General features: G+C 54.0%; 12 protein-coding genes and 1 pseudogene. 10 read left to right on the top strand and 3 right to left on the bottom strand.

Annotated elements, in window-relative coordinates; genetic code table 11:
* Nucleotides 1–10: 10 nt before the first annotated feature.
* The 3 genes from B9P82_RS08095 to queD all read right to left on the bottom strand — a co-directional run bounded on the left by B9P82_RS08095 (nucleotide 11) and on the right by queD (nucleotide 1,977).
* The gene (locus B9P82_RS08095; RefSeq protein ID WP_016154220.1) at nucleotides 11–271 is read right to left on the bottom strand and encodes a ferredoxin family protein; all 261 of its coding nucleotides are present in this window, start codon (nucleotides 269–271) and stop codon (nucleotides 11–13) included.
* Nucleotides 262–1,533 carry an FAD-dependent oxidoreductase gene (locus B9P82_RS08090; RefSeq protein WP_101700171.1) on the bottom strand — a complete coding sequence of 424 codons (1,272 nt, stop codon included), beginning with the start codon at nucleotides 1,531–1,533 and terminating at the stop codon, nucleotides 262–264. Before B9P82_RS08090 ends, B9P82_RS08095 begins: the two co-directional genes overlap by 10 nt.
* An 81-nt stretch (nucleotides 1,534–1,614) precedes the next feature.
* Nucleotides 1,615–1,977 carry a 6-carboxytetrahydropterin synthase QueD gene (gene queD, locus B9P82_RS08085; protein ID WP_016154218.1) on the bottom strand — a complete coding sequence of 121 codons (363 nt, stop codon included), beginning with the start codon at nucleotides 1,975–1,977 and terminating at the stop codon, nucleotides 1,615–1,617.
* A 305-nt stretch (nucleotides 1,978–2,282) separates the two neighbouring features.
* Between queD and cysJ the strand changes: the two are divergent.
* From cysJ to cas1e, 10 genes and pseudogenes are all read left to right on the top strand, one after another.
* Nucleotides 2,283–4,081 (top strand): annotated as a pseudogene (gene cysJ / locus B9P82_RS08080) (NADPH-dependent assimilatory sulfite reductase flavoprotein subunit).
* Nucleotides 4,081–5,793 (top strand): assimilatory sulfite reductase (NADPH) hemoprotein subunit, encoded by a 1,713-nt coding sequence (gene cysI, locus B9P82_RS08075; protein ID WP_101700170.1) that lies wholly within the window; start codon nucleotides 4,081–4,083, stop codon nucleotides 5,791–5,793. Before cysJ ends, cysI begins: the two are co-directional and overlap by 1 nt.
* 15 nt (nucleotides 5,794–5,808) lie before the next feature.
* Nucleotides 5,809–6,543 carry a phosphoadenosine phosphosulfate reductase gene (cysH, locus tag B9P82_RS08070; protein ID WP_101700169.1) on the top strand — a complete coding sequence of 245 codons (735 nt, stop codon included), beginning with the start codon at nucleotides 5,809–5,811 and terminating at the stop codon, nucleotides 6,541–6,543.
* A gap of 191 nt (nucleotides 6,544–6,734) precedes the next feature.
* Nucleotides 6,735–9,422, top strand: coding sequence for a CRISPR-associated helicase/endonuclease Cas3 (locus tag B9P82_RS08065; protein ID WP_101700168.1), 2,688 nt, complete (start codon nucleotides 6,735–6,737; stop codon nucleotides 9,420–9,422).
* 18 nt (nucleotides 9,423–9,440) lie between these two features.
* Nucleotides 9,441–11,003 (top strand): type I-E CRISPR-associated protein Cse1/CasA, encoded by a 1,563-nt coding sequence (gene casA, locus B9P82_RS08060; RefSeq protein ID WP_101700167.1) that lies wholly within the window; start codon nucleotides 9,441–9,443, stop codon nucleotides 11,001–11,003.
* Nucleotides 10,996–11,601 carry a type I-E CRISPR-associated protein Cse2/CasB gene (gene casB, locus B9P82_RS08055; protein ID WP_053090388.1) on the top strand — a complete coding sequence of 202 codons (606 nt, stop codon included), beginning with the start codon at nucleotides 10,996–10,998 and terminating at the stop codon, nucleotides 11,599–11,601. Before casA ends, casB begins: the two co-directional genes overlap by 8 nt.
* 14 nt (nucleotides 11,602–11,615) lie before the next feature.
* A complete protein-coding gene (gene cas7e, locus B9P82_RS08050; protein ID WP_049268521.1) occupies nucleotides 11,616–12,674 on the top strand; it encodes a type I-E CRISPR-associated protein Cas7/Cse4/CasC in 1,059 nt (352 codons plus the stop codon).
* A 9-nt stretch (nucleotides 12,675–12,683) separates the two neighbouring features.
* Nucleotides 12,684–13,406, top strand: a complete 723-nt coding sequence (gene cas5e / locus B9P82_RS08045) for a type I-E CRISPR-associated protein Cas5/CasD (RefSeq protein WP_049268522.1) — start codon at nucleotides 12,684–12,686, stop codon at nucleotides 13,404–13,406.
* A complete protein-coding gene (gene cas6e / locus B9P82_RS08040; RefSeq protein WP_049268523.1) occupies nucleotides 13,406–14,065 on the top strand; it encodes a type I-E CRISPR-associated protein Cas6/Cse3/CasE in 660 nt (219 codons plus the stop codon). Before cas5e ends, cas6e begins: the two co-directional genes overlap by 1 nt.
* On the top strand, nucleotides 14,062–14,976 hold the full coding sequence (gene cas1e / locus B9P82_RS08035; RefSeq protein WP_101700166.1) for a type I-E CRISPR-associated endonuclease Cas1e: 915 nt from the start codon (nucleotides 14,062–14,064) through the stop codon (nucleotides 14,974–14,976). Before cas6e ends, cas1e begins: the two co-directional genes overlap by 4 nt.
* The last annotated feature ends 2 nt before the right edge of the window (nucleotides 14,977–14,978 follow it).

Here is a 14,978-nt window from a genome sequence, read left to right as displayed (position 1 = left end):
TCCTATTAAATTATCCAAATCGGTAAGTGATGCCAAAGCCGGACGCGGGGTAGCGCCACTGTTGCAGCGTTTTTTCATCACACAGCAGTCGACAGGTGCCGCACTCCAGGCAGCCGCGAAAGTTGACCCGTAGCTCACCTTCCGCCGTAAGAGAAAACAGTCCGGCGGGGCAGGATGCGATCAGCCGTTGTGCCGTTTCGCTGTCAACAACGGTCGCAGGAACAATATGTGAAATGTCGGCGGGACGCCAGACGTTACGGGCTACAGACATCGTAAGCTCCTGATGATATCGCCTGCCAGATGACGCAGGCCGTGACGACGAAACTGACGCCAGACAATCTGGCGCAGCGGGGCTACCGGGCGGTCGCCCTGATGCCAGATTTCATGGGAAATAGCCTCCATCAGCATGGGCCATTGACGATACCATCCGGGGCGCTGGAGCAACGCCGGAACATCCCGGTAACGTTGCAGAACGTCCCACAGCAGGCTGTGCTGGATGTCGTGGTGATAAGCCGGAAACAGATTTTGCGGCTCGCGTTTCCGGCAGGCGTTAATCAATGTTTGCGCCGCAGCCTGAGCACCAATGAGCGCCATATCCATGCCGCGAACGGACAAACCGGTATTCACACAGCTGCGCAGCGCATCGCCCACCAGCAGCCAGCCTTCTCCTGCATATTGTACGGGCAGGCTGTGCAACCCGCCTTCTGGAACCAGATGCGCACCATATTCCAGCGTTTCGCTGCCTCTGAGCAGCGGATGTAACGCCGGATGCGTCTTGAGCCGCTCCAGCAGTTCAGCCGCCGGGACATCGCTTTGTGCCAAAGAGGAGAGCGGACAAACCACGCCCAGAGAGAGCGTCTCCTGATTGGTATAGAGAAACGCGCCGCCGGGAAGTTCGCCACAAATATTGCCACTGAACAGCATTGCCGCGCCTTCGTCATTGGATAAGCGGAAACGTTCCTCAAGTAACGATTTATCCAGCGCCAAAGTCTCTTTAATGCCTAATGCCATTGCGGTTGTCGAGGGACGCGGCAGGAATCCGTAGCGCTCGGCCAGTACGCTGTTTGCCCCTTCCGCCAGTACCACATAACGGGCGCGCAGCGTCTCGTTATCGGCAATAACGCCGCAGACTCTGCCCTCTTCGATATGGAGCGCCTCGACCGTCACACCGCTGATAAACTGTACGCCTTCGTCCTCGGCCTGGGCGACAAACCACGGGTCGAAGCGGGCGCGCAGCAGGCTCCATGAGTCTCCATCAGGTTGCAGGCTGGAGTACGTCGTTGCGCCATCGCGAGTTAACAGCGAGAGATTTTCCTGGGTAATTCGGCGTTCAAGTGGGGCTGAATGTTGGAAGTGGGGAAGAAGTTCACCGAGCGCGTGAGTATACAGACGCCCGCCGGAAAGGTTTTTACTGCCGGGAAGCTCGCCGCGTTCAATAAGCAAAACTGACAGTCCTGCTCGCACGCAGCGTAAAGCACAAGCGGTGCCCGCTATCCCTGCACCGATAATAATAATATCGAAATCGTCAGACATGTTGTGCTCCAGATATCCAGAGCACATAACCCTAACAGAGTGTTAGTTAAGGAAAATTGACCGTCGCCACAGACGATACAATCATTCCCCGCGATACACGCAGCCTGCTGTGCAGGTCTCTTTCACCATTACGGCACTCAGCAGAGGGACAACCGGTTTTACCTGATCCCAAATCCATTTGGCCAGAACTTCACTGGTTGGGTTTTCTAAGCCAGGAATATCGTTCAGATAGTAGTGATCGAGTCTGTTGTAAGTTGGCTTAAACGCGGCTTTTAACTCAGAAAAATCCATGATCCAACCGGTATGCGGATCGACTTCACCGGTAATTTCAAGACGCACCATAAATGAGTGACCATGCAGGCGGCCACACTTATGCCCTTCCGGTACATGCGGCAGGCGGTGAGCGGCTTCGAAGGTGAAATCTTTAAACAAGGTGGTGGACATTTTTTACTCTCAAGAATGCGAAAAACCGCCGTAGGGTACCGTAAAGAGCGAATTTTATCATTAGTTAAAAGGGCGCTGAGTATCAGAACGACCTATTCATGATGGTAATATTTAATAATTATTGATATATCATATGGTTATCCAATCTGTTTTGCTGTTAATAACTATAACTAAAACAGGTTAGTTCATTTGGTTATTTGTTATTTCTATCCCTTCTTTAATTGTTACTATCCCCGCCGTTAACCTTATCTTCAGTTTGGGTTTTATTGCTGAAATCCGCTTTGCTTACTGGAACATGACAACGCATGACGACACAGGCCCCACCTTCCGCTCTGCTACCGCTAAACCCGGAGCAACTGGCACGCCTTCAGGCGGCCACGACCGATTTCACTCCCGCACAGCTTGCGTGGGTTTCTGGCTATTTTTGGGGCGTGCTGAATCAGCAGCCAGGCAGCAATGCGGCGACTCCTGCGCCTGCTGCTGAAATGCCTGGCATTACGCTTATCTCCGCCTCGCAAACCGGTAATGCGCGTCGTGTGGCGGAAGCTCTGCGCGATGATCTGATCGCTGCAAAGCTCAACGTCACTCTCACCAATGCTGGCGACTATAAATTCAAACAAATCGCCAATGAGAAATTGCTGATCGTAGTGGCGTCGACGCAAGGGGAAGGTGAACCGGCGGAAGAAGCCGTAGCGTTGCATAAATTCCTGTTCTCGAAAAAAGCGCCGAAGCTCGATAACACCGCTTTTGCCGTGTTTGGTCTTGGTGACACTTCTTACGAGTTTTTCTGTCAGTCAGGAAAAGACTTCGATGCAAAACTGGCTGAGCTGGGCGGAGAACGTTTGCTTGACCGCGTGGATGCCGACGTCGAATACCAGGGCGCAGCTGCCGAATGGCGTGCCCGTCTGGTTGATGTCCTGAAAGCGCGTGCGCCTGCGGCATCGTCTGTGCAAGTTGCTGCGAGCGGTGCGGTAAACGAAGTACACACCAGTCCGTACACCAAAGAAGCGCCGCTGACGGCGTCGCTTGCGGTGAATCAGAAAATCACCGGTCGCGACTCGGAAAAAGATGTGCGCCATATTGAAATCGATCTCGGCGATTCCGGCCTGCGCTACCAGCCGGGCGATGCCTTAGGAGTCTGGTATCAGAACGATCCTGAGCTGGTCAAAGAGCTGGTTGAATTGCTGTGGCTGAAAGGAGATGAGCCGGTCACGGTTGACGGCAAAACCCTGTCGCTCACCGAAGCGCTGCAGTGGCATTCGAGCTGACGGTTAACACCGGCAATATCGTCGAGAACTACGCCACTTTAACCCGTAGCGACTCTCTGCTGCCGCTGGTGGGCGACAAAGCGCAATTGCAGCATTACGCCGCAACCACGCCAATCGTCGATATGGTGCGCTTCTCCCCAGCGCAACTGGACGCCCAAACGTTGGTTGATCTTCTGCGCCCGCTGACGCCGCGTTTGTATTCTATTGCCTCTTCCCTGGCGGAAGTGGAAAGCGAAGTGCACGTCACCGTGGGCGTGGTGCGTTATGACATTGAAGGTCGTGCCCGTGCTGGTGGCGCGTCCAGTTTCCTCGCAGATCGCGTGGAAGAAGAGGGCGAAGTGCGCGTGTTCATCGAACACAACGATAACTTCCGCCTGCCGGCTAACCCGCAGACACCGGTGATTATGATTGGACCAGGCACGGGGATTGCGCCGTTCCGTGCATTTATACAGCAGCGTGCTGCTGACGGAGCCGAAGGCAAAAACTGGCTGTTTTTTGGCAATCCACACTTTACCGAAGATTTCCTGTACCAGGTGGAATGGCAGCGTTACGTCAAAGAGGGCGTACTGAGCCGCATCGATCTCGCCTGGTCGCGCGATCAAAAAGAAAAAGTCTACGTACAAGATAAACTGCGCCAACAAGGTGCGGAACTGTGGCGCTGGATAAACGACGGTGCCCACATTTATGTCTGCGGCGACGCCAATCGCATGGCGAAAGACGTTGAGCAGGCTTTGTTGGAAGTGATTGCCGAATTCGGTTCTATGGATATCGAAGCGGCGGATGAATTTTTAAGTGAGCTGCGCATTGAGCGCCGTTATCAGCGAGATGTCTACTAATGAGCGAAAAATACCCAGGACCATTGGTGGTCGAAGGCAAGCTGTCCGACGCTGAGCGTATGAAGCTGGAAAGCAACTATCTGCGCGGTACGATTGCCGAAGATTTAAACGACGGCCTGACCGGCGGCTTCAAAGGCGACAACTTCCTGCTGATCCGTTTTCACGGAATGTACCAACAGGATGACCGCGATATCCGCGCCGAACGAGCCGAGCAAAAGCTGGAGCCGCGTCATGCGATGCTGCTGCGCTGCCGTCTGCCGGGTGGGGTGATCACCACCAAACAGTGGCAGGCGATCGACACGTTCGCCCATGACAACACGATTTATGGCAGCATTCGTCTGACCAACCGTCAGACCTTCCAGTTTCACGGCATTCTGAAGAAGAACGTTAAGCCGGTACACCAGATGCTGCATTCGGTCGGGCTGGACGCGCTGGCGACCGCCAACGACATGAACCGTAACGTTCTGTGTACCTCTAACCCGTACGAGTCCGAGCTGCACGCCCAAGCCTATGAATGGGCGAAGAAGATCTCCGAACATCTGCTGCCGCGTACTCGCGCCTATGCAGAAATTTGGCTGGATCAGGAGAAGGTAGCGACCACCGACGAAGAGCCGATCCTCGGTCAAACCTATCTGCCGCGTAAGTTTAAAACCACGGTCGTAATCCCGCCGCAGAACGACATCGATCTGCACGCCAACGATATGAACTTCGTGGCGATTGCCGAAAACGGCAAGCTGGTGGGCTTTAACCTGCTGGTCGGCGGTGGTTTGTCGATTGAGCACGGCAATAAGAAAACCTACGCCCGCACCGCGAGCGAGTTCGGCTATCTGCCGCTGGAGCACACCCTGGCGGTAGCAGAAGCTGTGGTGACAACGCAGCGCGACTGGGGTAATCGTACCGATCGTAAAAACGCCAAAACCAAATACACGCTTGAACGCGTTGGTATCGACACGTTCAAAGAGGAAGTGGAGCGTCGCGCGGGTATTAAATTTGAGCCGATCCGCCCGTACGAGTTCACCGGTCGCGGCGATCGTATTGGTTGGGTAAAAGGGATCGACAATAACTGGCACCTGACGCTGTTTATTGAAAACGGCCGTATCCTGGATTATCCGGGCCGTCCGCTGAAAACCGGCCTGCTGGAGATCGCGAAGATCCACAAAGGGGATTTCCGCATCACCGCCAACCAGAACCTGATCATTGCTGGTGTGCCGGAAAGCCAAAAAGCGAAGATCGACAAGCTGGCGCGCGATCACGGATTGATGAATGCGGTGAAGCCGCAGCGTGAAAACTCGATGGCCTGCGTGTCGTTCCCGACCTGTCCGCTGGCGATGGCGGAGGCCGAACGTTTCCTGCCATCGTTCACTGATAAAGTGGAAGCTATTCTCGAAAAACACGGCATTCCTGACGAGCATATCGTGATGCGCGTTACAGGCTGCCCGAACGGCTGCGGCCGCGCGATGCTGGCGGAACTGGGCCTGGTGGGTAAAGCCCCGGGGCGCTACAACGTACACCTTGGCGGTAACCGCATGGGCACGCGCATTCCGCGTATGTATCGCGAAAATATTACGGAATCGGAAATTCTCGACTCCGTTGACGAACTGGTTGGTCGCTGGGCGAAAGAGCGCGAAGCGGGTGAAGGCTTCGGTGATTTTACGGTGCGTGCGGGCATCATTCGCCCGGTGCTCGATCCCGCCCGGGATTTCTGGGAGTAACCACGAGAGGTAATTATGTCCGTACTCGATCTAAAGGCCCTTAATGACCTGCCAAAAGTCGACCGCATTCTGGCGCTGGCGGAAACCAACGCACAGCTCGAAAAGCTGGACGCCGAAGGGCGCGTGGCGTGGGCGCTGGAAAACCTGCCTGGTGAATATGTACTGTCATCAAGCTTTGGTATCCAGGCGGCAGTAAGCCTGCACCTGGTGAATCAGATTCACCCGGATATCCCGGTGATCCTCACCGATACCGGCTATTTGTTCCCGGAAACCTACCAGTTTATTGATGAGTTAACGGACAAGCTCAAGCTTAATCTGCAAGTCTACCGGGCGAAGGAGAGCGCGGCCTGGCAGGAAGCGCGCTACGGCAAACTGTGGGAGCAGGGCGTTGAAGGCATTGAGAAATACAATGAGATCAACAAGGTCGAGCCGATGAACCGGGCGCTGAAAGAACTGAACGCGCAAACCTGGTTTGCGGGTCTGCGCCGCGAGCAGTCGGGCAGCCGGGCGCATTTGCCGGTGCTGGCTATCCAGCGCGGCGTGTTTAAAGTGCTGCCGATCATCGACTGGGACAACCGTACCGTTTACCAGTATCTGCAAAAGCACGGCCTGAAATACCATCCACTGTGGGATCAGGGCTATCTGTCAGTTGGTGATACCCATACCACCCGCAAATGGGAGCCGGGTATGGCGGAAGAAGAGACGCGGTTCTTCGGATTGAAGCGCGAGTGCGGATTGCACGAAGGGTGATCGTCTCATCAGCACCGGAAAATAGAGGGAAATATTTCTGGTGCTTATTTATATAATTCATCTTATTCATATTTATTATTATCTTGCATAAATACTTTATTTTGCGCGTTAAGGTGTGATTCTGATCACCGATATTATTTCTTAGTCTGTAATTCTCTTAATATATTTGGATTCGGACTTGTTATTAATAAATGGCTAATTACGCACCTTATTTTGCTTACTGGGGAAAAACCAGTAAAAAGGAAAATATTCACGACCAGGGGGATGCATACCATTTGCTGCCCTATCACTGTCTGGATGTGGCGGCCTGCGGTTGGCAAATGGTGATGTGCAATCGCTTTCATGCGGCAGATATCTTTGCCGAATTAGGTTTCTCCCGGGAAGAGGCTGCGCGCTGGTTTGCCTGGATACTGGGGCTCCACGATATAGGGAAATTCGCGCGGGGTTTTCAGCAGCTCAATAAGACGTCTTACCCGGATTTGGTGCCCGGTATCAGCGGGATTGGCTATCCTGAACGACACGACTCGCTGGGATACTGGTTCTGGCAGGGGTTGAGAAAAGCATGGCCCAATGCGTTACCTGCGTTAACACGCGAAAGTGAAAGAACGCTGGATATCTGGCTCAACGTCGTCACCGGTCATCATGGTGTTCCGCCATTAAAGGATGTCAAAGGAAGCGTTGCTTTTACCCCCGAAGACAAAGTGGCTGCCGAAGAATGGATGGCGGCGCTCTCTTCTCTCCTCAATGTCACTGATTTCCCCGACCGGTTTTGCGACAAAATCTGGCGTAAAAAACTCTGTCAACAAAGCTGGCTGCTGGCTGGACTGACAACGCTTGCGGACTGGATGGGATCGAACCAACATGATTTTCCACTGGTCAGTACCGTTATGCCAGATAGCGCGTACTGGCAGAGGGCCTTAGCACAGGCCACGCACGCGCTGGCGCAACTTCCTCAGCTTTCTTCGGTAGATACCCACCGTAATCCGGCCGATCTGTTCCCGTTTATTCAGCACTTAACGCCGCTTCAGCAAAGCGCTATGGACATAGCGATTTCAGCCGAAGGCCCACAACTTTTTGTACTGGAGGATGTGACCGGTGCAGGCAAAACGGAAGCGGCGCTGATCCTCACCCAGCGGTTAATGGCTCAGGGGAAAGGTGACAGCCTGTACGTTGGACTGCCGACTATGGCAACCTCAAACGCCATGTTTCAACGGCTGGCAACGGCTTATCGCGCGTTATTTGTAGCAGAGCAACGCCCGTCGCTGGTGCTGGCGCATGGCTCAAGCGGCATGTCGGAGGCCTTCACGCATTCCCTGTGGTCATCGCGGAATGCCGGACAATCTGCCTATATACCGGATGAACAGGCTGCCAGCAGTACCTGCAATATCTGGTTTGCTGATTCACGCAAGAAATCGCTGCTGGCTGAGGTGGGGGTCGGAACTCTCGATCAGGCATTAATGGCCGCCATGCCATTTCGTCATCAGTCTCTACGTTTGCTCGGGCTGTATCGCAAGATCCTGCTTTTGGACGAAGTACATGCTTATGACAGCTATATGGTGCGTCTGCTGGAAGGGCTACTGACCTTTCATGCGGCTCAGGGCGGTAGCGTCATCATCCTGAGCGCCACGCTGCCCTCGTCTTTACGCCATACGTTACTGAATGCTTTCCAGCGCGGTATTAACGGTGCTCCCGTTATTGCCGATCAAAATGCAGGCTATCCCTGGCTTTCGCATCTCAGTTCGCAGGGGGTATCTGAACGCTATATTCCCACGCGTCCTGAAGTGGCTCGTCGCGTTGCGGTGCAGTGGCTCAACGATCCGGACAGCGCCCGCGAACTGATCCTCCGCACCGTTGAAAGCGGGCAATGCATCTGCTGGATCCGTAACACGGTGGATGACGCGATTACCGTCTATCGCCAGTTGCTGGATAGCGGGCTTGTTCCACCAGAAAACCTGCTGTTGTTCCACAGTCGTTTTGCATTTATCGATCGTATGGCAATAGAAAATCGGGCGCTGGAATGGTTCGGAAAATCAAGCACACCAACGTTGCGGCGCGGCAATGTGCTGATCGCAACACAGGTTGTGGAACAGAGTTTGGATCTGGATATCGACGTCATGATTAGCGACCTGGCCCCGGTCGATTTATTGATTCAGCGCGCAGGACGTTTACAGCGCCATATTCGCGATCGACACGGGGCGCTAACCGGGCAGATGCCAGATGGTCGTCTGTCTCCAGCGTTGCACATTCTGGCGCCGGAGTGGCAACCGGAAGCGGAAAGTGGCTGGCTGGGTGAACATCTCAAAGGTACAGGCTATGTCTACGAAGACCACGCTTGCCTGTGGCGGACACAGGCAATATTGCGCGATAAAGGGGAGATTCGCATGCCGGAAGATGCGCGCGAACTGGTGGAAAGCGTATACGAAGCATGGATAGCCGCGCCCGTTGGCCTGCAAGCTCAGGAGGATAACGTTTACGGCAAAGATCTCAGTGTGAAGGCTGCCGCAAAGCAAAACATTCTGGATTGGGAAACTGGCTATCACCGTACCGCAAGCATGGCGGGATGGAGTGACGACGTGGAACTTTCCACCCGATTAAGCGAGCCCACCGTCGATTTGTTTCTTGCCTGGCGGGCAGAGGGAGGATCGCTGCAATCCTACGCCCGGCTGGAACCGTTTTCCTGGCAACAAAGTCGCCTCTCATTGCGGGAAACGCTATGGCAGAAAATTGCTGCGAACGCGCCGTGTTTGCAGGGGGAAGAACTCGAACATTTTCGCCACGAAATTCACAACCCGAATGCACAGGTGCTGTTACTTACAGAGGGGGACGCGTCGGCAGTTTATAGCAAGGCGTGGGGGTTATCGAGCCAGCATTTGCAGTAATTTATTTCAGGAGGAATCATGTTTTCACTTATCACGGAGCCCTGGCTGCCGGTTATCGACAGGCAGGGGCAGCGGCGAAAAATTTCGCCAGGCGAGCTGGCTGATAATGACATTATCGAACTGGCGTGGCCGCGCGCAGATTTTCAGGGGGCGGCATATCAGTTATTGATTGGCCTGCTACAAACGGTATTCGCGCCGGAGGATGAAGAACAGTGGGAGGATATCTGGGAAGATGGTATCGATCCGGACCGCTGGCAAAAAGCGCTGGAACGCGTGGCGGTTGCCATGCAGTTTGGCCCACAGAAACCCGCTTTTTTGCAGGATTTTTCCGGGCTGGATGTTAAAAACAGCGCAATCGCCAGGTTATTGATTGATGCTCCCGGCGGCAACACTGTTAAGTTAAATAAAGATCACTTCGTAAAACGTCGCATTTATCGGCATTTTTGCCCGCACTGTGCAGTGATGGCGCTTTATACCGTTCAGACCAACTCCCCTGAGGACGGAGCCGGGGGGCGTACCAGCATGCGCGGCGGTGGACCGCTGACGACGCTGTTAATGCCAGTTCAGCCAAATGAGCCGCTTTGGCGCAAACTTTGGCTGAATGTTATGCCTGGGCAGCTGCAATGGCAGGATGAGCAACTGGCTCTGATTTTCCCGTGGCTGGCCGCAACCCGCAGTAGTGAAACGTCAAAAAATAGGGTGACGCCCGAAAATGCACATCCGCTCCAGGCCTATTGGGGCATGCCGCGACGGCTGGAAATTGATTTCAGCCATACGCAAAGCGGCGAGTGTGATTTGTGCGGTGAGCCTCATCCTGCATTGCTCAGCCAGATCCGCAGCAAAAACTACGGCGTGCAGTATGACGGCTGGGTTCACCCGCTTTCACCGTATCGAAAAGCGCTGAAAGACGCGGCGTCACCGATGCTGGCGCTCAAGGGACAACCTGGTGGTCTGGTCTATAAAGACTGGCTGGGGCTGGCGATGAAGACGGAAGATAAACTGAATTGCACGATCCCTGCACGCGTTGTGCTCGAGAATCCAGAGCCGGGAGCTACCGGATTATGGTGCTTTGGTTTTGATATGGATAAAGCCAAGGCGCGCTGTTGGTATGAGCATCGTTTACCTCTGATCGCGCTATTTGCCGATGAAGCGGAAAGCTTTAAAGACCTGCTTTCAATTGCACTCGAACTGGCGATCTCCGTTCGACCTCTCCTCGTTCAGGCGCTTAAACAGGCCTGGTTCGGGAGCCCTAAAAAGGCGAAAGGGGATTTCAGTATGGTGGATATCGCCTTCTGGCAGCAGACCGAGCCAGGATTTCGTCAGCTATGGCAGACGTTAAGCCAACATCCTTCTTCTCTTCAGCCTCAGGCGCGCGCCGCGCTGCGGGAGTGGGGAGAGAACCTGCAACGCGGGTTGCTACAAATATTCGACCAGAGCGCTTTTACCAACCCCGATAATACGGCTGATTTGCAACGAATTTTGTCTGCCCGGCTCAGTCTTATCAAGAATGTCAAAAAACTCACCAGCCTGAAAACACTGAAGGAGCTCGCTATGGAACATAAGGAGCAGGCGAATGTTTGAAACTAACACCGGAAAAGAGCTGATTATTATCGACGGTGCGCCTGGCATTATTCGCCGTTGGTTTCGGAGTTTGCAGGAACGCAATAGCGTCGATGCTGCTTTTACAGGCAATGGTCGGGCCTGGCGAGCAGAGCTGCGTCATGCGGTTTTACCGTATGGGGCGCTCACCAGCCAGGCTTTTCATCATCTGAACCGTGCGCTGACGGACGTAGAAAAGCAGGCCAGCGACAAACTGGCATTAGCCATTTTTACAGGCATTGCGGCCCATGCCCATCACGACAACGCCACCGGCTCTTTCGCCCGCCAGCTTGGTGAAGAGATTAAAAGCGGCCCCTGCCTTTCACGTCAGCGTTTCGATCGCCTGTTGGCGGTCAGAACCCCGGCGGAACTCTCCAGTCAACTGATTCGTGCGGTAAAACTGCGCGGTGACCAGGGCGTTAACCTTGTGTCGCTGGCTGACGGGGTTTTCTTATGGATGCGTGAATGGCAGGCGAAAGAAGCACATCTGGCGGCTGAAAGTAACCCTTTTAAGCGCCTCTCCGTACGCTGGGCCAGTGAATATCTGCAGGCTGGCGAAAAATCTCCCAGGAACAAATAAAAAGGATTTCACTCATGACGACATTTATTCAATTGCATATTCTGACGGCTTACGCCCCCGCTAACCTGAACCGTGATGATACCGGACGTCCGAAAACCGCCATTATGGGCGGGGTAGAGCGTCTTCGGGTCTCCTCACAAAGTCTCAAGCGCGCATGGCGTACCTCGGAAGTTTTTGAAAGCGCTCTTAGTGGACATATTGGCACCCGTACTCGCCGTCTGGGCAGTGAGATTTATAAACATCTGCTGGCTGGTGGAGTTGCAGAAAAGATGGCGCTTTCCGCCGCTGGAAAAATAGCCAGCCAGTTCGGCAAATTAAAAGCCGATAAAAATGCGAAGGCGGAAGAGAACCTGAATATCGAACAACTGGTGCATATCAGTCCGGATGAATACCGGCATATAAACCAACTGGTTGAAACGCTGATTGCGGATAAACGTGAACCGGAAGTGAGCGAGCTGAAGCTGTTACGTGAAACTGCCAGCGGCGTTGATATCGCGCTGTTTGGTCGCATGCTGGCGTCCAGCCCGGCGTTTAACGTTGAAGCCGCTTGCCAGGTGGCTCATGCTCTTGGCGTCAGCGCCGTTACGGTTGAAGAGGATTTCTTTACGGCAGTGGACGATCTGAACCGTAAAGAGGATGACGCCGGGTCGGCGCATATGGGTGAGAAGGGCTTCGCCTCTGCGTTATTCTATTCTTATATTTGCATCAGTCGCGACCTGTTACTGGAAAACCTCAATGGTGATAAAGCCCTGGTCGCGCGAACCCTTAAGGCGCTGGCCGAAACGGCGCTCACCGTCTCGCCAACCGGAAATCAGAACAGCTTTGCCTCGCGTGCTTACGCATCTTACGCACTGGTGGAAATGGGACGCCAGCAGCCTCGCGCGCTTTCAGTCGCTTTCTTTAATCCTGTTCGTGGAGAAGATCAGCAGACACAGGCCATTCAACGCCTGAAAGAGCAGCGGCAGAAGTTTGAACGCGCTTACGGGTCACGTGAGGGGGAGCGCCACTACGAGATGAATGTGGAATCGGGCGAAGGTTCGCTCCAGGAACTGCTGGAGTTTGTCAGCCAGTAAGGAGTTGCGATGTCCCGCTATCTTGTTTTTCAACTTTACGCGCCGTTGATGTCCTGGGGCGAAGCCGCCGTGGGCGAGGTGAGGCACAGCAACGCTGTGCCCAGTCGTTCAGCATTATTGGGATTGCTTGCTGCCGCCTGTGGTATCCGGCGTGAGGCTGCTCATCTGGATGAGTTTAACCGACACTACCATTTTGCCATACGACCGTTTTCTTCCCGCGAGCAATGGCTGCGTGACTATCACACTGTCGAAGTACCAAAAGAGAACACAAAGCGCATTTATTTCACTCGGCGTGATGAGCTGGTTCTGGGGCAGGAAGATCTCAACAATCCGATGATCACCACCCGCGAATATCGGTGCGATGCGCTGTTTCATATTGCTGTTAAGGAAACTGAAGGGGCACCGATAGTTTTGGAAAAACTGGCAGCTGCGCTGGAGGAGCCTGTATTTCCTCTGTATCTGGGGCGAAAATCTTGTCCTCCAGCCCTGCCGCTGGCGCCGCTGATACTGGACGGAACGTTGGCCCACGTTTTTTACCAGGCAGAGCAGGCGTTGATTTGCCCGGAACTGGCGGCAATCACTACCGCGTCCGATCTTTGCTATTGGGAAGGCGAGCCGCAGGGCGTTGTGCCTGCTATTTCCGTTCAGAGAAGCGATCAGCCACTCAGTAAAGTACGCTGGCAGTTTACTACGCGTAGTCAGTTTGCAGGCCAGCTCAGGGAGGAAAAATAATGTTTCTGTCACGCGTAACGCTGGACCTCGGCAAGCTAACGCCTGAAATGATGCAGAAGTGGCAGAGCGCCAGCCCCTATGCCAGTCATCAATGGCTTTGGCAGCTTTTTTCTCATCAGGATGAACGCCGTTTTCTGTTTCGCCATGAGTCTGCAGAACGGGGTGAGCGTTTTTATGTGCAGTCGGATGTTCCACCTCTGGATGGGCATAATATTTTTGCCGTAGAGAGTAAACCGTTTCAGCCACATCTGACAAAAGGCATGTTTCTGTATTTTTCGCTACGCGCGAACCCCGTTATCACCCGATCCGGTAAGCGTAGCGACGTGATGATGGATGCCAAATACCAGGCAAAGCAGAAAGGGATACCTGCTGAACAACACTGGCCACTGCAAATCATCGCGGCGAATAACTGGCTACGCCGTCAGGGGGAACAGCATGGTTTCATGCTTCCTGATAAGCAGGATTACGTGGTGAGTTACCAGCAACAACGTTTCAGTCGACTGACCGGGGAACGCCCTATCAGTTTTGGCAGCGTTGATTTTGCGGGACTGTTACGGGTAGACGATGTGACGCGTTTCTCTCACGCTCTCAGGAATGGGTTTGGTAAAAGCAAAGCGCTAGGCTGCGGTCTGATGTTGATTCGGCGAGGGGAACAATGAATTGGCTACCGCTGAGCCCCATCCCAATGAAAGATCGTACCTCAATGATCTTTCTGCAATACGGGCAGATTGATGTGATCGACGGTGCGTTCGTGCTGATCGACAAAACGGGAATACGAACGCATATTCCGGTGGGATCGATAGCCTGCATTATGCTGGAGCCAGGCACGCGCGTTTCTCATGCCGCGGTGCGACTGGCGGCAACCACAGGTACCTTACTGGTATGGGTTGGTGAAGCAGGTGTACGACTTTACGCCTGCGGACAGCCGGGAGGCGCGCGTTCAGACAGACTGTTGTATCAGGCAAAGCTGGCGCTGGATGAAGAACTCCGGCTGAAAGTAGTGCGTAAAATGTTCGAATTGCGTTTTGGTGAGCCTGCTCCCAGCCGTCGCTCCGTTGAACAACTCCGCGGCATCGAAGGCGCGCGGGTACGCCAGAGCTATGCTCTGCTGGCAGAGCGCTACGGTGTGAAGTGGCATGGTCGACGTTACGATCCTAAAGACTGGGGAAAGGGCGACACGGTTAATCAGTGTATTAGTGCTGCCACATCCTGCCTTTATGGTATTACCGAAGCCGCGGTATTAGCCGCAGGTTACGCACCTGCTATTGGTTTTGTGCATTCCGGTAAGCCGCTCTCTTTTGTGTATGACATTGCTGATATCGTCAAATTTGATGGTGTTGTTCCGGTTGCTTTCGAGATTGCTGCCCGTGCGCCAGTCAGTCCAGATAAAGAGGTTCGTCTGGCCTGTCGGGATATATTCCGCAGCCAGAAAACGCTGGCGCGGATCATCCCATTGATTGAAGAAGTGCTGGCTGCCGGGGAGGTTGAAATCCCTAAACCTTTTGCAGATGCCCAGCCTCCGGCGATCCCTGAGCCTGTTTCATTGGGCGATGCAGGTCACAGGGGGTAGCG

It is taken from the genome of Citrobacter sp. L55 (assembly GCF_002850715.1).
GTDB lineage: Bacteria > Pseudomonadota > Gammaproteobacteria > Enterobacterales > Enterobacteriaceae > Citrobacter > Citrobacter braakii.
The sequence above is the reverse complement of the archived record's forward strand: the minus strand, read 5'-3'. Positions and strand labels throughout refer to the sequence as shown.